The following is a 23,484-nucleotide window of genomic DNA, read 5'->3' on the forward strand; positions in this document are numbered from 1 at the left end:
CGCTAACCCTTCACTGCACCGGAGGTCAACCCGGCAACGATCCGTCGTTGGAATATGAGCACGAAGATGATGATCGGCACCGTGATGACAATGGCGCCCGCGGCAATCGATCCGGTGGGCTCCTCGAATTGCGAACTGCCGGTGAAGTTCGCGATGGCGACCGGCGCGGTAATGGAGCGGTCCGTCGCCGTCAGCGAGATCGCCAGCAGCAGGTCGTTCCAGGCGAAGATGAACACCAGGATCGCGGACGTGACGATGCCCGGCGTGGCCAACGGCGCGATAACCTTCCAGAAGGCCTGTGCCGGTGTGGCGCCATCCATCTTGGCGGCCTTCTCCAATTCCCAAGGGATCTCACGGAAGAACGCCGAGAGCGTGTAGATGGCGAGGGGTAACGCGAAGGTGATGTACGGGATGATCAGCCCCGGCCAGGTATCAAATAAGCCGACCGAACGCTCGATATTGAAAATTGGTGTCACCAGCGAGATCTGCGGGAACATCGCGATGAGCAGGGCCGCACCGACGAGCGCCTTCTTCCCGGGGAAGTCCAGTCGCGCCACCGCGTACGCGGCCATGGTGCCCACGCTGACGGCGATCACGGTCGCGATGAGCCCAATGCCGATGGAGTTCACCAGTGCCGAGGTGAACACGTTCCCGCTGAAGATGCCGCGGTAGTTATCAAGGGTCACCGGCCAAGGGAAGAACTTGCCATCCTTGACCGTCGAGGTGGGTTTGAGCGACAGGCTCAGCACCCACAACACCGGTACTAGGGCATAACACAGCACCAGAACGTCGGCGATCAACCATCCTGCGGCGCGCGATGGATTCGTGCGGGTCACCGTCGCGTCCCCTCGTCATCCGCTGTCGGCGCCGAGGCGCCGAATCCCTTGATGAAAATGAAGGCGATGACGGCCACGCACAGGAAAATCAGGACGCTGATCGCCGAGCCGAGCCCGACGTTGAATGCCTTGAACAGATTGTCGTACCCCAAAATCGACACCGACCCCGTGTTGTTGCTGCCCCCGGTGAGCACATAGATGTTGTCGAAGATCCGGAAGGCATCCAAGGTACGGAACAGCAGCGCGACAAGGATCGCGGGTTTCATGATCGGGATGGTGACGCGGATCAGCCTGCTCCAGCCGCCAGCACCGTCGACCTGGGCAGCCTTCAACAAATCGTCGGGAACCAGTGCCAAACCGGCCAGCAGCAACAGCGCCATGAACGGCGTGGTCTTCCACACCTCGGCCAGGATCACCACCGCAAGCGATGGAATCTGCTGTGTCAGTGGCGCGCTGCCCGAAGGGAGCAGATTGGCCAGGTATCCGGTGCCCGGCGTCCATGCGTAGTACCAGCTGTAGGACGCTGCGACGGTGACGATTCCGTACGGAATCAGCACGGCAGTGCGCACGACACCCTTGCCGAAGATCGTCCGATGCATCACCAGCGCAAGGGTCAGGCCGAGCACGAGCTCGATGACCACCGAAATCACCGTAATGGCAAGGGTGACCACCAGGGCGCTCCACCAATACCTGTCGGTCAGCACCGTGATGTAGTTGTCGAACCACACGAACTTGCGATCCTGCGGACTGGCCAGGCTGTACTTCTGCAGGCTGAGCCAAATGGCGTAGCAGATGGGGTACGCGGTAACTGCGAGCATGAGAATCGCGGCGGGTGCGATGAGCAGCAGACCGAGGCGCCGCTCGGCCTTCTTTCCCGCCGAGTCGGCCCCCTTGGCAGTCGAAACGGTCACGGGATCAACCCCCGTCCATCCACGGCCTTCTGTACCTGATCGGTCAGCAAGTCGGCGGTGCGCTCGGGATCGATCGCGGTGATCGGCGCCAGCGCCGCCGACACTCTCGTCGAGATGGCCTGGTAATACGGCGAGGCCGGACGCACTGCGGCGTTGGCCAGCTGCTCCCGGATGATCGCGTACGCCGGGTACTTGGCCTGGAACTCGGGATCGTCGTACAGGGAAGCGTCCACCGCGGGCAACCCGCCCTCGATCGCCGTCACTTTTTGATTCTCCCGGCTGCGCAGGCAGTTCAACGCCTCGAAGGCCTGCGCCTTGTAGCGCGTGGTCTTGGCGACCGCGATGTTCAGCCCACCGATGGTGACCCTGGCGGGCTGCCCCGCAACCGCAGCCGGAAATGGTGCGAAACCAAGTGCGGCACTGGCCGCCTCGTACGCGGCGGTGAACTGCTCATCGTTCGGCTCGAAGCGTCCCGCGTCGGCGATCGCACCGGTCAGGTCCGGGCGCCGATCCAGACGCAGGAATGGAACGCCACCCTTGATCGCGTTCTCCATCATGCTGGCCATCACGAACGGCCAATTGATCTCAAAGGCCGCCTTACCTTGCTCAAAGGCCAAACGCGCTGTGCCCTCATCGGTTTGGGTGATGGAGGGGTCCGCGCCGTCTGCTGTCGCGATCGATTTGATGATCCGCAATGCGGTGACCGTGGCGGCACGATGCTCCGGGGTATCGGTCAAGGTGACCGTCGTACCGTCATCACCCAACACCGAGCCGCCGGCACTGACCAGCAGGGTGTTGAACAGCACCACCAGGCCTTCGTACTGTTTGCCCTGCAACGCAATCCAACCAGGCCCGCCCGAACGTGCGAAACCTTCGGCTGCCTGCACCGTCTGATCCCACGTCTCGGGCGGTTCAGGTACCAGGTCCTTGCGGTACCAGAGCAGTTGGGTATTGGTACTCAAGGGGGCCGCGTACAGCTTGTCCTTCCAGCGAGCGCTCGCCAGCGGACCCGCGAGGGTGTCGCGCTGCGCGTTGGCCTCGGTGACGCCCGCCGGGTCCTCGGAAAGCGGCAGCGCCCAACCCGCTTCGGCGAACTCCGCGGTCCACACCACGTCCATGCCCATCAGGTCCAGGGTGCGATCGTTACCGGTCAATCGGCGCGCAAGCTGCAACCGCTGCTCGTCGGCCCGCTTCGGGAGGCTGACCTGCCGGATGGTGAACCGGCCGCCCAGTTCTTTGTTGCATCGCTGCGCGGCGGCGGTGAAGGTACCGGCCTCACTGGCCGGCGTATAGAAGCGGATGACGATGCCGTCGTCCGAGCGCGCACATCCCGTCAGCGAGGCCAGCGTCAGGCAGATGACGCCCAGCGCCACACCCTTCCGTCGGAACCATCCGGCCGACGACTCCAGCACGACCGCCTCCTGGTCCGTTGACGCGCTGTCGGCACCTCCGTGTGCCGACCACGGCGGGCACACCCGTCCCGCGCGGCAACCGTAGAGCTAAAACCAGGTGACATGCAACATGTTCGGTGCGCGCGTCCCATTATTCAGGGCGCGGGCAACGCCGCAGGCCAGCGCCACCGGGCACCAGCCGACGGGGCCTAGATAGCTAGCTTGGCCAACATGTCGCGAGCGGCCTCGGCCTGCGCCGGCTCGCACAACACGTCATATCGTCCCGCGACGAGCTGCATGGTCGATGCGAAATCCCTTGTGCCCCTCGTCATCGCGTAGGGCACCGCGGCAGTGACCAACCCGAAGACCAATCCGACGGTAAGTCCCACGACGAGTGAGCCGGCCAGATTTGTGCTGAACATCCCCAGCACCAGGCCGATGAACAGGCCCAGCCAGGCTCCGCTGAGCATGCCCCCGCCCAGCACCTTGGGCCACGACAATCTCCCGGTCACCCGCTCGACCTGCATCAGATTCACCCCGACGATGGTGACGTTCTCGACCGGGAATTGCTGATCGGACAAATAGTCGACGGCGCGCTGAGCCTCCGCGTATGTCGGGTACGAACCGATGGGCCAGCCTTGTGGCGGCGTCGGCAGGGACAACGACGAAGACAATGGCGAGCGCGGTGACGTCGAGCGCTGTTGTTGCCCGGGGGTGAGCGGTTGTCCCACGAGTTCGGCCCTCCTGCAGAAAGTCAGTGATGCATAGCTAGCACTCATTTAACGCCCGACCGCACCAGATGGTGCCCCTTTGGCCGCTACCTGCGACTTTCCGCCCGCAGCACGGCCAGAAACCCCCTCGATACGCTAAGTTTGCGCCATGACTACCCCGGGCAACGAATCCTCTGGCACCGGTCCCGACGCTTCGTCTGGATACGAGTACCCGTCCCTGGAACAGTCCGCCCCACCGGCCGATGCCGCGTCCACGGCCAGCCAGGTACCGCCGGGCATTCCACCGGCGTGGGAGACCCCCGGAGCCCCGCCGTCCTATCCTGCTTATCCGCCCACGTACCCGACCGCGCAGCCCGGCTATCCCACCGCGCCTCCGCCGTACCCGACAGCACCGCCGGCGTATCCCTCTCAATACGGCCAGGCATATCCCCCTTATCCGTCGGGTCAACCGGGCGCGTACCCGCCACCGGGTTATCCCGCCGCAGGCGGTTATCTCGGATACCCGGCGCCCGGGTACGCCGACCCGTACGGGTACGGCGCATATGGGCAGACCGGCGGCACCAACCCGCTGGCTATCGGATCTCTGATCGCGTCGATCGTCGGCGTCTTCTGCGGCATCGGATCGATCGCCGGCGTCATCATGGGCTTTATCGCGCTCAACCAGCTCAAGACCTCACCGCAGGACGGCAAGGGTGTGGCCATCGCCGGCATCATCATCGGAGCCGCGGTCATTGTGTTCTGGGTGCTGATCATGATCATCGGCATTGCGTCGGGCGGCAGCTCTAGCTCGTATTAGCCCGTCGGAGGCTCGAACGGCGGCGCCTGCCGCGCCATCCCCGCGGCACGGCCCTTGCCCGCGATCACCAGCGCCATCTTGCGGCTGGCCTCGTCGATCATCTCGTCTCCCAGCATCACCGCGCCCCGTGCGCCACCCGCGAGCGAGGTGTGCCACTGATAGGCGTCCAGGATGAGCTCTGCCCTGTCGTAGTCCTCCTGGCGCGGGCTGAAGATCTCGTTGCCCGCCTCGATCTGCGCGGGGTGCAGCACCCATTTGCCATCGAAGCCCAGTGCGGCCGAACGGCTCGCCGCGACCCGGAAAGCAGCGACATCGCGGACCTTGAGATAGGGGCCATCGATGGCATCGATTCCCTGCGCCCGCGCCGCTACCAGGATGGTCATCAGCACGTGGTGATACGCCTCGCCGTCATAGCCGGGAGGCTGCTCGCCCACGACCAGGGTGCGCATGCCCAGGCTGGCCATGAAGTCGGCAGGGCCGAAGACCAACGACCGCACCCGCGGGCTGGCCGATGCGATCGCGTCGATGTGGGTGAGTCCTTCGGCGTTTTCGATCTGCGCCTGGATGCCTATCGCGCCCACCTCAAGCCCGTGTGATCGCTCGACCTGCGTCAGCAGCAGATCCAGTGCCGTGACATGCGAGGCGTCCACAACCTTGGGCAGCAGGATGTTGTCGATGCCGGCGCCGGCCCGTGAAACAACCTCCACCACATCGGCATAGGTCCATTCGGTGGTCCAATCATTGACACGCACCGACCGCAGCTGCCCCGACCATCCCGGCGCGTTCAAGGCATCGACGATGCGCTGGCGCGCCTCTACCTTGGCGGGTGCCGCGACGGCGTCCTCAAGGTCGAGGAAAATCTCATCCGCGGGAAGCGTTTTCGCCTTGTCGATCATCTTCTGGCTGCTGCCAGGGACGGCGAGTGAGGTGCGGCGCGGTCGATAGGTCACAGCTAGCCAGCGTAAAGCGCCCTATGCGGTGGCTCGCCTGCCATACCGCTCTTTGGCCTCGGCCGGTGTGACGGTGACCGTACGCACCGGAGCCTTGGCCGCGTGGAAGTCACGCAGGGTCGTCGCTGTCATCGGCAACTTGGCGAATCGCGCAATGGAGTCTTCGATCGCAGGAACGCTGGCGACCGACATGGCTGCCGATACCAACGGCCGGTACGCCACATCGACAATTCCCGGCTGGTCAAATTGGCCCAGTTCCCGCATCCAGCGCGGCAACGTCGCGATGGTCGCCGGAGCCATCAGCCGACTGACCGCCCAGAACCGCAGATTGCTGCCCGACCGCGGGGTGCGCAGAAGGTAATGCATGGCGTGCTGCGCGCGCTCGGAGGTGCACAGCGCGGGGCGCATCTGGGCGAAGTATTCGCGAACTTCGTCACGCGACCGCGGCACGTCCGCCGGATTGACGGTCTGCAGCTCCGCCGCGATCACGCACTCGGACCAGTAACGGTCCTCTTCGGCCTGACTCAACGGCCCGGGCCCATACATCTCGTAGCACTTGAGCACCGAGTGCCACCCTGTGACATGGATCCACAGCTGCGAGGCCGGATCGTTGGCGCTATAGCGCTTTCCCGTCACCGGGTCGATTCCCTTGGAACGCGCATGAACCTTCTGCAGGTGCTCGGAGGCCTCGACCGCGGTCCGTGAATCGGCGGTCGCGACGATGAGGAAGTAGGCGAGGGTCCCATCCATCCGTCCTCGTGGATCCCGATAGATACCCGCCGAATCCGCCACCGCGGCGGCCAGATGGGGCTCGAAATGTTCCAGTACCACTGAGCGCTGGAAACCGATCAGGGCGGTGGGGCTGCTCCACACCTTCCATGTCGGCGAGTCTGGCCCAAAGAATCCATAGTCCTCACGGGGCCGATCGGAGCCAAGTTCCCAGTGGACGGCAACGTCCGGTGCAGCGGTCATGGCTGTAACGCTATCAATTGATTATGTTTACGTCCAGATACTGACCGTAAGTCAGGTTCATCGCGATCCGCCTAGCTTGAGATAGCCACTCGCCCATTTTCCGCGGCGCTTGCCGGCCGAACTCAGCATCCTCAGGGGGGATTCGTCGGCGGTCCGCGATTCGCTGGGGTTTGCCCATTTTGCAACCGGACCGTCATCTCGCCGGTATGGTTGCTCCGGTTCACATCGGTCACATCCGTCACGACTGCATACGTCAGAATGGATGCCGACAGATGGGACCCATGCGTAGAGCAGGGGCCCAAGAGATAGGGGCGCGGTGAAGCTTCCGGGTTGGGTTGCGTCGTCGGTGAAACATGCCCGCGACGTGGCGCTACGCGTCACGGGCGCCCCCGTGCCCTGGCTTCGGGTCGGCGGACTCAGCGCCTTGGTGGTCGTCGGCTCGGCCGTGGCGGCCAGCAGTGCACAGGTCAGTGGGCAGGCCGTGGTGCCCGTTCCCGTCCCGCTGGCCTCGGCGGTCTCCGCACAGGCGGATACGGGTCCGCTGAATCTCGTGACCGTGATGCGCCCGCCGACGCAATACCGCGTGGCGCCGAGCGCTGCGATCGCACCGCCGCCACCGGGAATCGTGATGGCCCCTGGGGGACTTGGCATCCCGAAGATCGCATTGGACGCCTACCAGAACGCCGAGCGGATGATGGCCAAGGCCGCACCCGGTTGTGGAGTGAGCTGGAACTTGCTGGCGGGTATCGGCCGGATCGAATCGGGCCACGCCAACAACGGCGCCACCGATGTGAAGGGCCGCGTAGTCCGGCCCATCTATGGCCCGAGCCTGGATGGCACCCTCCCGGGCAACGAGGTCATCGTCGACCATGAGCAGACCCGCACCCAGGGTGCGCAGGTATACGTCCGGGCCATGGGGCCCATGCAGTTCCTGCCGAGCACCTGGAACCACTACGCCTCCGACGGTGACGGCGATGGAAAGGCCGATCCACAGAACGTCTTCGACGCGAGCCTGGCCGCCGCCCGCTATTTATGCAGCGGCGGATTGAATTTGCGGGATCGCTCACAGGTGATGTCCTCGATCCTGCGCTACAACAATTCGGTGGCCTACGCGCAGAACGTGCTCGCCTGGGCCGCCGGCTACGCCACTGGGGTGATCCCGCTCAATCTGCCACCGCTGACCGCCGCCGATGTCGCACCCGAACGCAAGGCCCATCTCGGTGGCGGCGAATCGCGGGGGCTCGGGCCGGGTTCGGTGACCGACGTCGCCTCACTCTCCCCCAACGATCCTTTGGCCCAGCTGCCCATCATCACCCCGCTGACACCGGATCGGGCCGCGATGGCGGGCACGCCCGGAGCTGTCGCGCCGGCGCCCGAGGCACCTCAGGCACCGTGCATGTTCTTCTGCGCACCGCCGCCACCGGCCGAGCCCTTCAATCCGTTCGCCCCGCCACCCCCTGCCGAACCGTTCAACCCGTTCGCGCCTGCTCCTGCCCCGCAGCCGTTCAACCCGTTCGCTCCGCCCCCGCCGCCGGTGGAGCTGGGACCGGCCCCCGGACCCGCGCCCGGACCGGCAGCGCCAAAGCCATAAACGGCACGCCCTAGACTCGGGTAGTGACATCCGAGCTCACCACAGCCGTGCGCAGTGCACTCGCCGGGGTAATCGACCCCGAACTTCGCCGTCCCATCACTGAATTGGGGATGGTCAAGGGCATCACGTTCGATGACGCCCACAACGTCGAGATCGGGATCTACCTCACCACCTCCGCGTGCCCAAAGAAGGCTGAAATCTCCGAGCGGGTGACCCAGGCCGCTGCCGATGTCGATGGCGTAGGCACCGTGCGCGTGCTGCTGGATGTCATGAATGACGAGCAGCGCACCGAACTGCGCAAGCAGCTGCGCGGCGACAGCGCCGAGCCCATCATCCCCTTCGCCCAGCCCGGCTCCCTCACTCGCGTCTACGCGGTGGCCTCCGGTAAGGGTGGGGTCGGAAAATCAAGCGTCACAGTCAACCTCGCGGCGGCGATGGCGGCCAAGGGACTATCGGTTGGATTGCTCGACGCCGACATCTACGGCCACTCCGTACCGCGCATGATGGGCACCTCCGACCGTCCCACCCAGGTGGAGCGGATGATCTTGCCGCCGGTGGCCCACGATGTGAAGGTCATCTCGATCGCCCAGTTCACCCAGGGCAACACCCCGGTCGTATGGCGCGGGCCGATGCTGCATCGCGCCCTGCAGCAGTTCCTGGCCGATGTGTTCTGGGGAGACCTGGACGTACTGCTACTGGACCTGCCTCCGGGTACCGGAGACGTGGCGATCTCGGTGGCACAGCTCATTCCCGGCGCCGAAATTCTGGTGGTCACGACGCCCCAGCAGGCGGCCGCCGAGGTCGCCGAGCGTGCGGGGGCGATCGCGACCCAAACCCGTCAGCGCATCGTCGGTGTGGTCGAGAACATGTCCTGGCTGGTGTTGCCGGATGGCACCCGTATGGAGGTGTTCGGCTCAGGCGGTGGCGATGCTGTCGCCGAGAGCCTGACCCGCGTCGTGGGTACGAAAGTGCCTCTCCTCGGGCAGATCCCGCTGGACCCAGCGGTACGTGAAGGCGGCGACGAGGGACTGCCAATCGTGCTCAGCCAGCCGGATTCGGCGGCCGGTCAGGCACTTCGGGCGATCGCCGACAAACTCTCGACACGTAGCCGCGGACTGGCGGGCATGTCGTTGAACATCGACACCACCCGGCGCAACTAGGTCGCGTCGGCGTCGAATCGGGCCGGACCGGGCTCCGCGGGCTTGGTGAGCTCGGGGTTCACCACCGGCGTAGGCATCGGCTCAGACACTGCCTTCTTCACGTCATCGAGCGGTTTGGTCAGCGAATCGAGCACCGAATCATCGCCGTCCAAAAGGTGTTTGGTGATGACCGCACGCGGCGTCATACCGCGCAGCTTCTGCAGTTCGGCAAGCGGCTTGCGCACATCGTCGAACTCCGGACCAAGCTCCTCACGCAGGGAGGCCGTCGCACCACTGGCGTAGTCACGGACCTTGCGCAACGATTCAGTGGTCCACTGAATAGCCCCCGGAAGCCGCTCGGGGCCAAGCACCACGAGCCCCACGACCAGTAGGACCAACAGCTCCCCCCAGCCGACACTGCCGAACATCAGGAACCGTCTGGGCCGGGAGTAACTTTGAGCTCGACGGGACGACCCTGGCGCAGCACCGTAACGGTCGCTTCCTGTCCAATCTTCAACTGCCGCACCGCGACCACAAACTCGTCGGCATCGGCCACCGTGCGGTTACCCACCTTCACGACGACATCGTTCTCCAGCATGCCGCCCTTTTCGGCAGGGCTGCCGGCCTTCACGTTGGCCACCTCGGCGCCGGTGGCGGTCGCATTGCTGACCGTGCGGCTGCTGATGCCCAATGTCGCGTGCACGACCTTGCCGTCACGGATCAGCGTCTGCGCGACGTCGGCGACCTCGTTGATCGGAATGGCGAAGCCCAGGCCACTTGAGCTGTCGCTCAAGGATTTTCCAGCGGTGTTGATCCCGATCACCTGGGACTTCATGTCGATGAGCGGGCCACCGGAGTTGCCGTGGTTGATGGCGGCGTCGGTCTGGAGCGCATCGATCACCGTGTCGGTGTCGCTACCCTCGCCCGAGAGCGGCACCGGACGATGCAGCGCGCTGATGATGCCGCTGGTCACGGTGCTGCGCAGACCCAACGGTGAACCGAAGGCGATGACCTCGGCCCCCACCGCGACCTTGTCGGAGTCACCCAGGCGCGCCACCGACAGGTTGTCGACGTTGTCCACCTTCAACACCGCGATGTCCGTCTTCGGGTCACGTCCCACGAGGTTGGCCGGCACCTTCTTGCTGTCGTTGAAGATCACTTCGATCTTGAACTTGCCGGGATTCTTCGCGGCATCGGAAATCACGTGATTGTTGGTGACGACATACCCCTTGGGGTCGATGACAACTCCCGACCCCTGAGCCACCTCATCGTCCGAGCTGGCCTCGATGGTTACCACCGCACCTTTGACCGCGTTGGCGACAGCGGTAAAGCGGGACTCGTCAGGCTGAGTGCTGTCATCGGTAGTCAGCGTGACCTTCGACGTGGTGAAGGCCTGAACCACTTCGGCCGTCTTACGTCCGATAATGCCGCCGACCAGGCCGATCAGCAGTGCGAGGACCGCAAGAATTCCGAGCGCCGGAATGGAGACCCGGCCACCGAAAAGAACGTCGCGCACACCCAGCTTCGGGGCGGGCGTGCCGTCCACGGCGATAGGCGCCTTGGTGACCGCGGGCCTGCCCAGCTGAACCTGTGCCGTCGGGTCGCGCCACGGATCCTCGGCGGCGTCCGGACCCTCATCGGCGGCGTTGAGCTTCCCGGCATCGGCGGGATGCCGCTGCAGGGAAGTAGTGGTGTTATCGGGTCGCCCGAAGGCCTGTGCCAGCACCGGATCGGGCGGGCCCACCCGCGGTGTGTACTCCCCCTGGTCTCGGTACTTGTCCAACCCCTGGAACGAACCGGATACCCCCGAAGGACGGCCAAAAGCCCGCTGCGAAGCCGGATCGACGGGCGGCCGGTCAACCGGGCGCGGCGCCAACCGAGGAGCGGTGTCCTGTTTTGCGGTCACCGGCCCACCCTACCGGCGCTTACGGCGACGACGCACCTCATCACTGGCTAACGCGGGCGGCAAGTCGCCGTCATGTGACGGCGGTTGTGGCGATGCCGTCTCGTGCGGGATATGCGGAATCTGGCTGAGCAACCCAAGCAGTGAACCGGGCACCCGGATACCCCCGGAATCACGCAGTGCGCTGCGCGCTTGGCGTTGTGCGTCGATCTCGAGGGCGCATTCGGGGCACATCGACAGGTGGTGCGCCGCCCGGAGGTGCGCGCTCATCCGCAGTTCGCCATCCACGAACGCCGCTATCGCCTCCGTGGACAAATGCTCTGTCGATCCGAACTGGCGAGGCGCACCGACCGGCGCCTCACTCTGCGAGGCGAAAGGGGATGGCAGCCGCGAGAACGACGAGAAACTCGAGAACGCTCGCCGGAACGAGCCGCTATCCACCACGGCAACGCTCCCTTCGGTCCGGAACGGCCGGCGGACTCGTACCGACCTAACTCGAAGATAGCGCGCGAATGTAGTCATTGCGTACCAACCTGCACCAATGGTGTCGTGCGCTATTCGGCGGCCGCGAGCGCGGACGTCGAGGAGCGCGCAGCCAGATGCTCGCGGATCGCCTGCCGGCCGCGGTGAATGCGGCTGCGCACGGTGCCGAGCTTCACACCCAGCGTGGCGCCAATTTCCTCGTAGGACAGACCTTCGATATCGCACAGCACCACGGCGGCGCGGAACTCCGGAGCCAGCGCGTCCAGCGCGGCTTGCAGATCGGCGCCCAGCTGAGCGTCGTGGTAGATCTGCTCGGGATCCGGATCGGTCGCCGGCACGCGGTCGTAGTCCTCGGGCAGCGCCTCCATGCGGATACGTCCGCGGCGACGGACCATGTCGAGGAACAGGTTGGTCGTGATGCGGTGCAGCCAGCCCTCAAATGTGCCGGGCTGGTAGTTCTGCAGCGAGCGGAACACCCTGATGAAGGTTTCCTGGGTCAGGTCCTCGGCGTCCTGCTGGTTGCCTGACAGACGGTAGGCCAAGCGGTACACGCGGTCGGCGTGCTCACGAACCAGCTCATCCCAAGACGGCATGGCTGCCAGATCTCCGGTGGCATCGAATACCGCGGTCCCGGATAGTTCTGCGGGATCGATGACCTCGACAAAGTCGGTGTATTCGGCCGAGTCGCTGATGTGCGTGAGCGAAATCGCGTGTTCCTCCTGTTCGGTTGTGGCGGCCTCACCCACGATGGCGAGACTGTCAGCCTGCTCAACCCGGAGGCCAGGGGTGTTATTCCCGGCGTGGGCCTCTGCGGCGGGGCGCGTTTTCAGGATGGATCGCGACATAGCAATGACCTTCTACTACCGAGGTGTGGGTCACGTATGAGCCAACTTAACTCTTCCTGAGAAAGCGGTCTCGATCCGATCTCACTAGGGGTTCCGAAACAGGAAAACGCCCCGATCGGTCACGAGTCCGGCGTGTCGCGGGACATATCCACTCCCGCTCGACAGGATCGAATCGTGACCAGCAGCGCAGACCGATCCCGCGTCGAGGCGATGGTCAGCCACGCCGAGAGCGCCATCTCCGAAGACGAAATCGTCGCCGCCGCCCGGGAACGTGCCGTTGACCTGGGCGCGGGCCCGGTTACGCCCGCGGTTGGCGCACTCCTGAGTGTCTTCGCACGCCTTTCGGGCGGCAAGGCCGTCGTCGAGGTCGGCACGGGCGCGGGAGTCAGCGGCTTGTGGCTGCTTTCAGGAATGCGCGAGGACGGCGTGCTGACCACCATCGACGTGGAGCCCGAGCACCAGCGCAGTGCCAAACAGGCGTTCTCGGAGGCGGCCATCGCGCCGTCGCGCACCCGCCTCATCGGCGGTCGTGCCCAAGAGGTGCTGCCCCGGCTGGCCGACGAGTCGTATGACCTGCTCGTCATCGACGCGGTGCCTGCCGATCAGCCCGAGTTCCTGGCCGGGGGCATTCGGCTCCTGCGCCCGGGCGGAGCGGTCGTCATCCACGGGGCATCCGCAGGTGGGCGTGCGGGCGATCCGGGGGCCAATGACCCCGATGTGGTCGGCGTCCGCGAGGCCGCGCGCATCATCGCCGATGACGGCAGGTTTACCGCGGTGCTGATCCCGCTGGGCGACGGCCTGCTCGCCGCCACCCGCGACTGATGTTCCAGCCCGATACACCGCGTTCGGCGCGGACCTCGCATCGATGACGCAGAAACCGTAGTTTTCGGCGCTGGCTGAGCACCGTTTTCGTCACGACACCCATTCTCGACGGGATGGTGCTTGACGCTGGACTGAACGTGTGTTTAGTGTACTAAACATGCGTTCAGTCGATGACCTCACCGCCGCCGCCCGCATCCGGGACGCCGCCATCAAGTTGTGGGGCGAGCAGGGGCTGAACACCAGCGTGCGAGCGATCGCCGAAGCCGCGGGAGTGAGCCCCGCACTGGTCATCCATCACTACGGATCCAAAGACGGGCTCCGGCAGGCAGTCGACGAATATCTGCTCGCGTACATCCGCTCGGAGAAATCGCGCACGCTGACCTCCAACGATCCCCAGGTCTGGCTCGACGCGATCGACGAGATCGAGACATTCGCGCCGATGGTCAGGTACCTGCTGCTCAGTGTGCAATCGGGCGGAGAGCCCGGCCGTGCATTTCTTCAGCGCTCCATCGACGACGCCGAGGCATACCTGGACGACGGGGTACGCGCGGGCACCATCAAGCCGAGCCGCAATCCCAAGGGCAGGGCGCTGTGGGTGTCCCTGAACGGCCTGGGCGCGCTGGCGATCTACGTGCAGATGTACCCCGATGACGACCTGGGCACCATCTTGCGCCGCTACTCCGATGAGCTGATCTTCCCCGCCATCGAGATCTACACCGAAGGCCTGATGACCGATTCCACCATGCTCGATGCCTTTGCAGCGCAACAGAAAAACTCTCGCAACGGAGGAGATTCGAAGTGATGTACCCCAACCTCGCCGTCGAAATTCGCGGCCTCTCGAAGTCCTTCGGGAAGACCAAGGCGCTCGACGGGCTCGATCTGTCGGTCGCCCACGGCGAAGTGGCAGGATTCCTCGGGCCCAATGGTGCGGGGAAGTCCACCGCCATCCGGGTGCTTCTCGGCCTGCTGCGTGCGGACGCCGGCTCGGTACAGCTGCTCGGCGGCAATCCGTGGGTCAACGCCGTCGATCTCCATCGGCTCATCGCCTACGTACCCGGTGATGTCACCTTGTGGCCCAACCTCACCGGCGGGCAGGCGATCGACTTCCTCACCAGAATGCGCGGCACCGAACATATTTCACTGCCGAGACGCAACGAACTCATCGAGCGCTTCGAACTCGATCCCACCAAGAAGGCGCGCACCTATTCCAAGGGCAACCGCCAGAAGGTGGCGCTCATCGCCGCGTTCAGCTCCGACGCCGAGCTGTTCATTCTCGACGAACCGACATCGGGCCTGGATCCCCTCATGGAGACGGTTTTTCAAGAGTGTGTGGCCGAAGTGGCCTCGCGAGGCTGCGCTGTGCTGCTCTCGAGCCACATCCTGGCCGAGGTGGAGAAGCTCTGTCATCGGGTGACCATCGTGCGCGCCGGGCGCACCGTCCTGTCCGGATCGTTGGCCGAGCTACGCCATGTCATGCGAACGTCTGTGACGGTACGCACACTGGCGAATCCCTCTGGTCTCAAAACGATTCCACAGTTGCGCGACCTCACGATCGGTGGCAATCGGGCCTCCTTCACGGTGGATCGCAGCGACCTGGACCGCACTATGGAACAGCTGGCAAGCCTGGGAATCGTCGATCTCACGGTGGCACCGGCATCGCTCGAAGAACTCTTCATGCGTGAGTATCAGGGGGTGACGCGGTGAATACCGAGTTCGCGACCCTCCCCATTCGCCAGCCGATTTCGGACGGCAGCCCGCGACACCCATTGGCCGGAACCGGCACCCTGATCTTGTTGGCACTGCGTCGCGATCGATTCCGGATCTGCATGTGGGTTGGCTGGCTGACCCTGCTGATGACCTACACGCCGCTGGCGTTCACGTCGATGTATCCGACATCCGCCGACCGGATGGCGCGAGTCACGATGATGAAGACCCCGGCCGGGATCATCATGGGCGGCCCGAATTTTGGTGTCAACGAGACCGATATCGGTGTCATGGTCGCCAACGAGCTGATGACCGTCATGATCGCCGCCGCCGCCATCATGTCCATCTTGACCGTCATCCGGCACACCCGCGCCGAAGAGGAATCCGGTGGCGCCGAGCTGGTGATGTCCGCGGTGATCGGCCACCAAGCACGCACCTACGCGGCACTCATCGTGGTGGGCCTGATGAACGCAGTCCTGGCCCTGGCCATGACGGTCGCACTGTCCGCCGCGGGATTCGATGTCGCCGACACTCTCGGAATAAGTCTCGGAATCTCCGGAGCCTCCATGGTTTTCGCGGGAATCGCGGCGGTCACCTCGCAGTTGTGGCGGACCTCCCGCGCAGCCAGCGGCGTCGCGATGGCGGCGCTCGCAGCGGCTGTTGTGGTTCGTGGCCTCGGTGACATCATCGACAACACGGGCAGCGCACTGAGTTGGTTCTCACCGTTGGCCTGGGCACAGCAGATGCGACCGTTCGTCGACCTGCGCTGGTGGCCCTTCCTCTTGCTGGTGAGCACCACCCTGGCGCTCATGCTCACCGCCCACGTGCTCGAAGGGCGTCGCCAGTACGACGCAGGAGTACTGCCCTCGCGCGGCGAAAACGCCAATGCCCCCGAGATCACCTCCGTGTTCGGACTCAATCTGCAGTTGCAACGCGGGTTGCTCACCGGATGGGCTGCCGGAATTTTCTTGGCCGGTATGGCATTCGGATCGATGGCCAAGAGCCTGCGGGATTCGATCGATACCAACCCGCTACTTGCCCGCGCATTCCAGGCACACGGTCTGGACAGCATCTTCGCCACCTTCAACCAGGTGCTCGCCATCGCGATCACCGCGTATGTGGTCTCGGCAATCGTCAGACTCGCCAAGGATGAACAGTCGGGTATCGCCGAGTCGGTGCTGGCGCGCGCGGTATCGCGCTGGAACTGGCTGTTATCCGCGGTCGCGGTGACGGTGCTGGGTAGTGCGCTTCTCATGCTGATCGCCGGTCTGGGCAGTGGGCTCGGCGCGGCTTCCACATTGCACGATCCGGAGGTGGTGTGGCGCCTCACCCTTGCCGCGCTGGCACAGATTCCCGCCCTACTGGTGGTCGCCGGCATCGCCGCGATCGCGGTTGCGTTGCAGCACAGCTGGATTGGCTGGCTGGTGGTGGCAATCTCCGTGGGCATGCTCTATGCCGGAATACTGCAGCTCCCGTCCTGGATGGTGAAGCTGTCCGCGGTGATGCGGGTCAGCGCACCCGTCGAGTATCCGTGGCTCACTATGGTCGCCCTCATGGTGATCGGTGTCGGGCTCACTACTGCCGCGGGAGAGATTTACCGCCGTCGTGACGCGATCTGAGAAAGGAATATCATGAAAACTGGTGTACAAGCTCTTGTTTCGGGAATCATCGGCCTCGCCGTCTTTGCCGCGGCACTGTTTTGGCCCGCGGGAACATTCAACTATTGGCAGGCGTGGGTCTTCTTGGCGATCTTCGTGATCAGCTCCACGGTCTCCTCGATCTACTTGGCCAGAACCAATCCCGAGGTGCTGCAACGTCGTCTCCATGGTGGCCCCATCGCAGAGACTCGCCTGGTACAGAAGGTCGCGGTCACTGTGCTGCTGAGCTCGTTCGTGGCTCTGGTTGTGGTGAGCGCCTTCGATTACCGGTTCGGTTGGTCGCACGTGCCGACCTGGCTCGTCATCGTCGGGGAGGTGTTGGTCATCGCCGGATTGGGTGCCGCCACCTTGGTGGTGGCGCAGAACAACTACGCGGGCGCGAGCATCACCGTCGAGTCCGGACAGACCGTCACCTCAACCGGGCTGTACGGGCTGGTTCGCCACCCCATGTACACAGGTTCCCTGGTGATGATGGTGGGCATGCCGTTGGCGCTGGGGTCGTATTGGGGCCTGCTGGCAGCTATCCCTGCCGCTGCCTCACTGGTCATCCGAATCCTCGACGAGGAGAAGATGCTGCGCCACGACCTTCAGGGCTACGACGAATACACCGAGAAGGTCCGCAGCCGTCTCGTGCCACTGGTCTGGTGACGGGACGGCCGGGCCCGGGACACTAGATCCAGACGCCCTTACCGACGGCGACGACGCCGCCCGCACTGACGTTGAAACGCTCGCGGTCGCGCTCGATGTCGACACCAACCTGTTCTCCGACACCGACAACCACGTTCTTGTCCAGAATCGCGTGCCGGACCACCGCGCCGCGGCCCACCCGCACCCCGGGCATCAGCACGCTGCCCTCGACAACGGCGCCGTCGTCGACGACGACATTCGAGGACAGCACCGAGTTGCGCACCGAGCCCGCCGAGATGATGCTCCCGGCACCCACCACCGACTCCTGCGCGGAACCGCCGTTGACGAACTTGGCGGGCGCCAGGTTCTCCGACTCGCCGCGGATGGGCCAGCGCCGGTTGTACAGGTTGAACACCGGATGCACCGATACCAGGTCCATGTGCGCGTCATAGAACGCGTCGAGGGTCCCGACATCGCGCCAGTACGCGTGGTCCCGCTCGGTGGCACCGGGCACCAGGTTGGTATTGAAGTCGTACACCGCGGCCCGCCCCTCGGCCACCAGCCGGGGAATGATGTCGCCGCCCATATCGTGATCGGAATGATCGTCCTCGGCGTCAGCACGAATGACGTCGACGAGTTCCTTGGTGGTGAAGATGTAGTTGCCCATCGACACGAACGCCGCGTCCGGATCGTCCGGCGTGCCCGGAGGATCCGCCGGTTTTTCAATGAACTCCCGAATCCGGCCGGTGTCGTCGGCATCGATGCAACCGAAGGCGCTTGCATCCGTGCGCGGCACCCGGATTCCCGCCACCGTCACCGCCGCACCGCTGTCGATGTGGAAGTCGAGCATCTGCTCGGGATCCATCCGGTACACGTGGTCCGCACCGAACACCACGATGTACTCGGGGTCCTCGTCGAAGATCAGGTTGAGCGACTGGTGGATGGCATCGGCACTGCCGGTGTACCAGCGCGGGCCGAGCCGCTGCTGGGCAGGAACAGGCGTGATGTACTCCCCCGCCAGACCCGACAGCCGCCAGTTCTGCGAGATGTGCCGGTCCAGCGAGTGCGACTTGTATTGGGTCAGAACGCAAATACGCAAGAATCGCGCGTTGACCAGGTTGCTCAGCACAAAATCGATGAGCCGATAGGCACCGCCGAAGGGCACCGCCGGTTTCGCACGATCGGCGGTCAGCGGGTAAAGCCGCTTGCCTTCACCGCCGGCAAGCACGATCCCCAGAACGTGTGGCGATGCCCTCATAGCAATCAACCTATCGGCACTCGGCAGAAGCGGCCAGCGGTACACCCCCGGCGGGCCTGCGGTCGTCGGGGCCACCTACTACGGTCGTGGCATGACCGACCGTCTTCTCGCACGCGGCTCATCTCCGACGCGGGTGGCAATGATGACGCGCGAGTACCCACCTGAGGTGTACGGCGGGGCCGGGGTCCACGTCACTGAGTTGGTGGCTCAGCTGCGCACACTGTGCGATGTCGACGTGCACTGTATGGGCGCACCGCGCGACGGCGCCTTCGTGCATCGGCCCGACCCCGCATTGGACGGCGCCAACCCCGCCCTGACGACCCTGTCGGCTGATCTGGTGATGGCTGCCGCGGCTACCGGCTCAACCGTGGCGCATTCGCATACCTGGTACACGGGCATGGCAGGACATCTGGCCAAGCTGCTGTACGGCATTCCGCACGTGCTGACCGCGCATTCCCTGGAACCCCGCCGTCCGTGGAAGGCTGAACAACTCGGCGGCGGATACCGCGTGTCGTCGTGGGTGGAACACACCGCGATACACGCTGCTGACGCCGTCATCGCCGTCAGCAGCGGCATGCGCGAGGACATCATCGCGACCTATCCCGATCTGGATCCCAGCCGGATCCACGTGGTGCGCAACGGAATCGACACCACAACCTGGTACCCGGTTGATCCGGCCGAGGCGATCACGCAACCGGGATCGGTGCTGGCCGAACTCGGTGTGGATCTGGGGCGCCCGATTGTCGTGTTCGTCGGGCGGATCACGCGGCAGAAGGGACTCGCGCACTTGGTGGCGGCCGCACACCGGTTCTCCCCCGAGGTGCAGCTGATCTTGTGCGCGGGCGAGCCGGACACCGCCGAGATCGCCGAGCAGGTCACCGGTGCCGTCACCGAGCTGGCGGCGGTGCGGCCCGGAGTGCACTGGATACGCGAGTTCCTGCCAGCACCCAAACTGCGGGAAGTGCTTTCCGCGGCAACGGTTTTTGTGTGCCCATCGATCTACGAACCGTTGGGCATCGTCAACCTTGAGGCCATGGCGTGCGGTACGGCGGTCGTGGCGTCGCGCGTCGGCGGGATACCCGAGGTGGTTGCCGACGGCGTCACCGGAACATTGGTGGCATACGAAAGCAGCGAAGCCGCGACGTTCGAGGCAGGCCTCGCCGACGCGGTCAACGCATTAGTCGCAGACCCCACCCGCGCCACCAAGTTCGGTAACGCGGGCAGAGCGCGCTGTATCGAAGAGTTCTCGTGGGCGCACATCGCGGAGATGACGCTGCAGATCTATCAAAAAGTCTGCAGCTAGCGCCCAAAGGCTGGGGCTAGCTGGTGACGTTCTTGAGTTCGTCGCCGAGTGCGGCGGCCTCATCGGGGGTCAGCTCGACCACCAGGCGACCGCCACCTTCCAGTGGCACGCGCATGACAATCCCGCGCCCCTCTTTCGTAGCCTCGAGAGGACCGTCGCCTGTTCGGGGCTTCATGGCCGCCATCGTGTGCTCCCTCCAAATTCCAGCCAAGGGTGTTCGGCATCTCCGACCATTGTTCCCTATCTGAGCTGCCGTTTCACTGGACCATTCTTCCCTATCGCGGACATCTGGGGACAGCAGACCCTCAACTGGGCCTTCCGGAGGGGGCAGTATCGGCTCGCGGAACCCAGCAAGAACGCACGTGATCGTCCACCATCCCGGTGGCCTGCATCAGGGCATATGCCGTGGTAGGGCCCACAAAACGAAACCCCCGGCGTTTGAGTTCTTTGGCCATCGCCGTGCTCTCGTCGGTGACTGCCGGCACGTCGGAAAGACGCTGCGGCCGGGCGCGGCGTTTCGGCGCAAACGACCACAGCAGATCCGAAAGATCGGTGTCCAGATCGAGGACAGCGCGCGCATTGGATATCGCCGACTCGATCTTGGCGCGGTTACGCACGATCTCGGCATCGGCCATCAGCCGCGCCACGTCCTTGTCGCCGTAGCGGGCGATTTGCTCGGGTATGAAGCCGTCGAACGCGCGGCGGAAGCCCTCGCGTTTGCGCAGGATGGTGATCCACGCCAGCCCGCTCTGGAAGGCCTCCAAGCACAGCCGCTCGAACAGCGCGTCACGCCCGTGCAGCGGGCGTCCCCACTCGTTGTCGTGGTAGTCGGTGTACAACGTGGACCCGGCCGGATCCACGGCCCAGGAACAGCGTGCAGGTTCCTTACTCGGCATTTGCTTCGATGGTCACTCGGGTGCCCTGCACCTCGTCGAGCTCGGCGCGCAGTTCGTCGATCTGGCGGGCGAGCCGGTCCAGCACCCAATCGACCTCGCTGGCCTTGTAGCCGCGAAACACCAGCGAGAACTTGACGGCGTCCACATCGGCACCCGTCACCGTTTCGGCGGGCAGGACGGTGGCGGTGGTGCCCGTGGGCAGCGGCGGCAACTCCTCGCCGCGACCGAACAGCGTCGCGCCCAGCACAAAAAGCACGGCGGCAACCGCGATGAGAACCAGCAGATACGTCAGTGCGAACGTCACGACACCGATCTTGCCAGCGAGGTCCGACATCCGGGCCTAGCGTGGGGCCATGACCTCCTGGCAAGGGTTCACGCGGCAGGCTCCGAGGATCGCCGGCGTGTTCACCCGCCGCCACGACGCGACGCGCAATCTGTGCTTCCTCTCGACGCTGCGGCGCAGCGGTGCCCCGCGGATCAGCCCGATGGAACCTCGCATCTTCGAGGGCAGGCTGATCGTCGGCGGCATGCCCGGTACCGCCAAGCTCGCCGACCTTGCCCGTGACCCCCGTTTCGAGCTGCACACGGCCACCACCGACACGCACGTCAGCGAGGGCGATGCCAAGGTCTGGGGCACGGTGCACGATGAGCAGGATCTCGCCCTGCACGCCGCGTTCGCCGAGCATCTCTATGCCACCATCGGATTCGATCTGCGCGGAAGACGGTTCGCGCCGTTCTACGTCGCCGACATCCAGGGCGCTTCCGCGGTCCGGGTCGACGACGGCCACATGATCATCACCGTGTGGTCGCCCACCGACGGTGAGCGCGAGATCCAGAAGAGCTGAGGGTCAGCGCAGGGTGTTCATCGGCGGGCGGTCCTCCAGCGACACCGTGGAGCTTCGCGGGGTGAACCCGTCGCCATCGGCGAAGAACTGGGTGATGCCCACCCCGGAGTCCGGAATTCCGCAGCGCGAAAGCATGCTCGCCATCACCTGCCGGCTCATCACTCCGAGTTCGACCAGCGGCCGATTGCGGTGGCTGCGCACACCCAGATTGACCTGAGCGATGGCGTTGAGCCCGAGACGGTCGTAGGTGTCGATGAGCAGCCCGATCTCGACCCCGTATCCGGGTGCGAAGGGCACCGAGGACAGCAGTTCACGAGTGCCCGCGTATTCGCCGCCCAGTGGCTGCACCACACAACTCAGCTCGGGCCGCAGTGCGGCGAGCATGGGTCGGGCCACCAGCTCAGTCACCCGGCCGCCACCGTTGGCGTCCTCGGACCCGCTCACCTTCAGCGGACGCCGATAGAAGCCCTTCACAAGGTGCACACCCTGCCCCAGCAAGAGAGGGCCGAGCAGATGCGGCACGAACATCGGGTCGGGGTCGATGAGGTCCGAGTCGACGAACGCGATCACGTCGCCCGTCGTTGCGGCCACCGATCGCCACAGCACCTCGCCCTTGCCCGGATTGGGCGGCACCTCGGGCAGCGCTTGCTCACGGCTGACGACGCGCGCACCCGCGGCCACCGCCCGGATCGCGGTGTCATCGGTGGAGCCTGAGTCGAGGACGATCAGCTCGTCCACCAGACCACCCAGCAGCGGGCTGATGGTGTCGACAACCGCGGCGACCGTCTCCTGCTCGTTGAGCGCGGGCAACACCACCGACACGGTGCGGCCCTTCTTCGCAGCGATGAGCTGCTCGACGGTCCAATCGGGCCGGTTCCAGCTGTGGGTGTCCAGCCAGCTCGGGTCGATACCAACTACTCCGTCAAGTTGATGGGTCATGCCAACCCCCTCACTGTTCGCGCCGGAGGGCGGGTCCCGACGATGGAGCCCACCATTTCCAGCGTGCGGCGTGTGGGGCCGACTTCATGCACCCGGAACATGCGGGCACCGGCCGCCGCCGCCAGCGCGGTAGCGGCGAGAGTGCCCTCGAGTCGTTCCGTCAGTCCCACACCAAGAGTCTCCCCGATGAAATCCTTGTTGCTCAACGCCATCAACACGGGCCACCCGGTATTAACGAGATCGTTTACGTGGCGCAACAAAGTGAGCCCGTGGAAGGTGTTTTTGCCGAAGTCATGCGTGGGATCGATCAGTATCGAGTCCTTCGATACCCCCAGAGCCACCGCACGCTCGGCAGACGCGGTCACTTCGGCGATGACCGCCTGGACCACACCGTCCACTTCAGCCCCGTAGTTCACCCGGAACGGCCGGGTGCGCGGCACCGCACCACCGGTATGCGAGCACACCAGTCCGGCGCCGTGGGCCGCGGCCACCGCGGGTAGCTCGGAGTCGACTCCCGCCCAGGTGTCGTTGATCAAGTCCGCGCCCGCCGCACAGGCCTTTTCCGCGACCTCGGCACGCCAGGTGTCAACGCTGATCAGCAGGTCGGGGTGGGCACTGCGCACCCAATCGATGAAGGGCACCACGCGCGCGATCTCCGCCTCGGCGTCGACGGTCTCGCCCGGGCCCGCCTTGACGCCACCGATATCGACGACATCCGCGCCGTCGTCTACCGCTTTGTGCACGGCAGACTGGGCGGCCTCGTCAGTGAAGGTGGCGCCGCGGTCGTAGAAGGAGTCCGGAGTGCGGTTGACGATCGCCATGATGAGGGCACGATCGGTGCGGACCTCTCGTCCACAAAACGTCTCGCGCACGCCCTCATTGTG

The 23,484-nt window shown here is 65.0% G+C and carries 26 protein-coding genes; 10 read left to right on the top strand and 16 right to left on the bottom strand.

The annotated features are described in order from the left end of the window. Positions 1 to 2: 2 nt before the first annotated feature. The 4 genes from B4400_RS09100 to B4400_RS09115 form a co-directional block, all read right to left on the bottom strand. Complete coding sequence (locus B4400_RS09100; protein ID WP_078309598.1) at positions 3 to 836, bottom strand: carbohydrate ABC transporter permease; 834 nt, start codon at positions 834 to 836, stop codon at positions 3 to 5. Next, positions 833 to 1,747, bottom strand: a complete 915-nt coding sequence (locus tag B4400_RS09105) for a carbohydrate ABC transporter permease (protein WP_078309599.1) — start codon at positions 1,745 to 1,747, stop codon at positions 833 to 835. The genes B4400_RS09100 and B4400_RS09105 overlap by 4 nt, the downstream gene beginning before the upstream one ends. Next, positions 1,744 to 3,159, bottom strand: a complete 1,416-nt coding sequence (locus tag B4400_RS09110; RefSeq protein ID WP_078309895.1) for an ABC transporter substrate-binding protein — start codon at positions 3,157 to 3,159, stop codon at positions 1,744 to 1,746. The genes B4400_RS09105 and B4400_RS09110 overlap by 4 nt, the downstream gene beginning before the upstream one ends. A 188-nt stretch (positions 3,160 to 3,347) precedes the next feature. Beyond that, on the bottom strand, positions 3,348 to 3,812 hold the full coding sequence (locus B4400_RS09115; protein ID WP_199340199.1) for a YflT domain-containing protein: 465 nt from the start codon (positions 3,810 to 3,812) through the stop codon (positions 3,348 to 3,350). Positions 3,813 to 4,017: 205 nt separating this feature from the next. Between B4400_RS09115 and B4400_RS09120 the strand changes: the two genes are divergently transcribed. Continuing rightward, positions 4,018 to 4,665, top strand: coding sequence for a DUF4190 domain-containing protein (locus tag B4400_RS09120; protein ID WP_078309600.1), 648 nt, complete (start codon positions 4,018 to 4,020; stop codon positions 4,663 to 4,665). Here the strand turns inward: B4400_RS09120 and B4400_RS09125 are convergent. Both B4400_RS09125 and B4400_RS09130 read right to left on the bottom strand, forming a co-directional pair. Continuing rightward, positions 4,662 to 5,615, bottom strand: a complete 954-nt coding sequence (locus B4400_RS09125) for an HpcH/HpaI aldolase/citrate lyase family protein (RefSeq protein WP_078309602.1) — start codon at positions 5,613 to 5,615, stop codon at positions 4,662 to 4,664. The two genes, B4400_RS09120 and B4400_RS09125, sit on opposite strands and share 4 nt — an antisense overlap. 21 nt (positions 5,616 to 5,636) lie before the next feature. Beyond that, positions 5,637 to 6,587 carry an oxygenase MpaB family protein gene (locus B4400_RS09130; protein WP_078309603.1) on the bottom strand — a complete coding sequence of 317 codons (951 nt, stop codon included), beginning with the start codon at positions 6,585 to 6,587 and terminating at the stop codon, positions 5,637 to 5,639. A 316-nt stretch (positions 6,588 to 6,903) separates the two neighbouring features. Here B4400_RS09130 and B4400_RS09135 point away from each other — a divergent pair, with 316 nt between their 5' ends. Both B4400_RS09135 and B4400_RS09140 read left to right on the top strand, forming a co-directional pair. After that, positions 6,904 to 8,178, top strand: a complete 1,275-nt coding sequence (locus B4400_RS09135; protein ID WP_078309605.1) for a lytic transglycosylase domain-containing protein — start codon at positions 6,904 to 6,906, stop codon at positions 8,176 to 8,178. A 23-nt stretch (positions 8,179 to 8,201) separates the two neighbouring features. Next, entirely contained in the window at positions 8,202 to 9,338 is a 1,137-nt protein-coding gene (locus tag B4400_RS09140) for an Mrp/NBP35 family ATP-binding protein (protein ID WP_139359861.1), read from the top strand. On the opposite strand, the gene tatB is transcribed toward B4400_RS09140, so the two are convergent. The 4 genes from tatB to sigE all read right to left on the bottom strand — a co-directional run bounded on the left by tatB (position 9,335) and on the right by sigE (position 12,548). Next, positions 9,335 to 9,745, bottom strand: a complete 411-nt coding sequence (gene tatB, locus B4400_RS09145) for a Sec-independent protein translocase protein TatB (RefSeq protein ID WP_078309607.1) — start codon at positions 9,743 to 9,745, stop codon at positions 9,335 to 9,337. The two genes, B4400_RS09140 and tatB, sit on opposite strands and share 4 nt — an antisense overlap. After that, positions 9,745 to 11,223 (bottom strand): serine protease HtrA, encoded by a 1,479-nt coding sequence (htrA, locus tag B4400_RS09150; protein ID WP_078309609.1) that lies wholly within the window; start codon positions 11,221 to 11,223, stop codon positions 9,745 to 9,747. The genes tatB and htrA overlap by 1 nt, the downstream gene beginning before the upstream one ends. Before the next feature lie 9 nt (positions 11,224 to 11,232). Next, a complete protein-coding gene (rseA, locus tag B4400_RS09155) occupies positions 11,233 to 11,664 on the bottom strand; it encodes an anti-sigma E factor RseA (RefSeq protein ID WP_078309610.1) in 432 nt (143 codons plus the stop codon). A gap of 110 nt (positions 11,665 to 11,774) precedes the next feature. Continuing rightward, positions 11,775 to 12,548 (bottom strand): RNA polymerase sigma factor SigE, encoded by a 774-nt coding sequence (gene sigE / locus B4400_RS09160; protein ID WP_078309612.1) that lies wholly within the window; start codon positions 12,546 to 12,548, stop codon positions 11,775 to 11,777. A gap of 132 nt (positions 12,549 to 12,680) precedes the next feature. Between sigE and B4400_RS09165 the strand changes: the two genes are divergently transcribed. The 5 genes from B4400_RS09165 (at position 12,681) to B4400_RS09185 (ending at position 17,380) form a co-directional block, all read left to right on the top strand. Next, the gene (locus B4400_RS09165; protein WP_502688388.1) at positions 12,681 to 13,370 is read left to right on the top strand and encodes an O-methyltransferase; all 690 of its coding nucleotides are present in this window, start codon (positions 12,681 to 12,683) and stop codon (positions 13,368 to 13,370) included. A gap of 157 nt (positions 13,371 to 13,527) precedes the next feature. Further along, on the top strand, positions 13,528 to 14,172 hold the full coding sequence (locus B4400_RS09170; protein ID WP_078309615.1) for a TetR/AcrR family transcriptional regulator: 645 nt from the start codon (positions 13,528 to 13,530) through the stop codon (positions 14,170 to 14,172). Then, entirely contained in the window at positions 14,169 to 15,074 is a 906-nt protein-coding gene (locus B4400_RS09175; RefSeq protein WP_078309617.1) for an ABC transporter ATP-binding protein, read from the top strand. The genes B4400_RS09170 and B4400_RS09175 overlap by 4 nt, the downstream gene beginning before the upstream one ends. Continuing rightward, the gene (locus B4400_RS09180) at positions 15,071 to 16,693 is read left to right on the top strand and encodes an ABC transporter permease (protein WP_078309619.1); all 1,623 of its coding nucleotides are present in this window, start codon (positions 15,071 to 15,073) and stop codon (positions 16,691 to 16,693) included. The genes B4400_RS09175 and B4400_RS09180 overlap by 4 nt, the downstream gene beginning before the upstream one ends. A gap of 12 nt (positions 16,694 to 16,705) precedes the next feature. Beyond that, on the top strand, positions 16,706 to 17,380 hold the full coding sequence (locus B4400_RS09185; RefSeq protein ID WP_078309621.1) for a methyltransferase family protein: 675 nt from the start codon (positions 16,706 to 16,708) through the stop codon (positions 17,378 to 17,380). Between the two features lie 22 nt (positions 17,381 to 17,402). On the opposite strand, the gene glgC is transcribed toward B4400_RS09185, so the two are convergent. Further along, complete coding sequence (gene glgC, locus B4400_RS09190) at positions 17,403 to 18,617, bottom strand: glucose-1-phosphate adenylyltransferase (RefSeq protein WP_078309623.1); 1,215 nt, start codon at positions 18,615 to 18,617, stop codon at positions 17,403 to 17,405. A gap of 91 nt (positions 18,618 to 18,708) precedes the next feature. Here glgC and glgA point away from each other — a divergent pair, with 91 nt between their 5' ends. Continuing rightward, a complete protein-coding gene (gene glgA / locus B4400_RS09195) occupies positions 18,709 to 19,920 on the top strand; it encodes a glycogen synthase (protein ID WP_139361333.1) in 1,212 nt (403 codons plus the stop codon). A gap of 16 nt (positions 19,921 to 19,936) precedes the next feature. Here glgA and B4400_RS09200 read toward each other — a convergent pair whose 3' ends face one another. The 3 genes from B4400_RS09200 to B4400_RS09210 form a co-directional block, all read right to left on the bottom strand. Further along, positions 19,937 to 20,104 (bottom strand): DUF3117 domain-containing protein, encoded by a 168-nt coding sequence (locus B4400_RS09200; protein WP_005059648.1) that lies wholly within the window; start codon positions 20,102 to 20,104, stop codon positions 19,937 to 19,939. Positions 20,105 to 20,225: 121 nt separating this feature from the next. Continuing rightward, a complete protein-coding gene (locus tag B4400_RS09205) occupies positions 20,226 to 20,816 on the bottom strand; it encodes a DNA-3-methyladenine glycosylase I (RefSeq protein WP_078309625.1) in 591 nt (196 codons plus the stop codon). After that, positions 20,806 to 21,120 carry a DivIVA domain-containing protein gene (locus tag B4400_RS09210; protein ID WP_139359916.1) on the bottom strand — a complete coding sequence of 105 codons (315 nt, stop codon included), beginning with the start codon at positions 21,118 to 21,120 and terminating at the stop codon, positions 20,806 to 20,808. The genes B4400_RS09205 and B4400_RS09210 overlap by 11 nt, the downstream gene beginning before the upstream one ends. A gap of 49 nt (positions 21,121 to 21,169) precedes the next feature. On the opposite strand from B4400_RS09210, the gene B4400_RS09215 reads away from it, so the two are divergent. Then, positions 21,170 to 21,661, top strand: coding sequence for a pyridoxamine 5'-phosphate oxidase family protein (locus B4400_RS09215; RefSeq protein ID WP_078309629.1), 492 nt, complete (start codon positions 21,170 to 21,172; stop codon positions 21,659 to 21,661). A 3-nt stretch (positions 21,662 to 21,664) separates the two neighbouring features. Here B4400_RS09215 and B4400_RS09220 read toward each other — a convergent pair whose 3' ends face one another. Further along, positions 21,665 to 22,600, bottom strand: coding sequence for a glucosyl-3-phosphoglycerate synthase (locus tag B4400_RS09220; RefSeq protein WP_078309630.1), 936 nt, complete (start codon positions 22,598 to 22,600; stop codon positions 21,665 to 21,667). After that, on the bottom strand, positions 22,597 to 23,421 hold the full coding sequence (gene folP / locus B4400_RS09225; protein WP_286151198.1) for a dihydropteroate synthase: 825 nt from the start codon (positions 23,419 to 23,421) through the stop codon (positions 22,597 to 22,599). The genes B4400_RS09220 and folP overlap by 4 nt, the downstream gene beginning before the upstream one ends. Positions 23,422 to 23,484 lie beyond the last annotated feature (63 nt).

The organism is Mycobacterium sp. D16Q13 (assembly GCF_002013375.1).
Taxonomy (GTDB): domain Bacteria; phylum Actinomycetota; class Actinomycetes; order Mycobacteriales; family Mycobacteriaceae; genus Mycobacterium.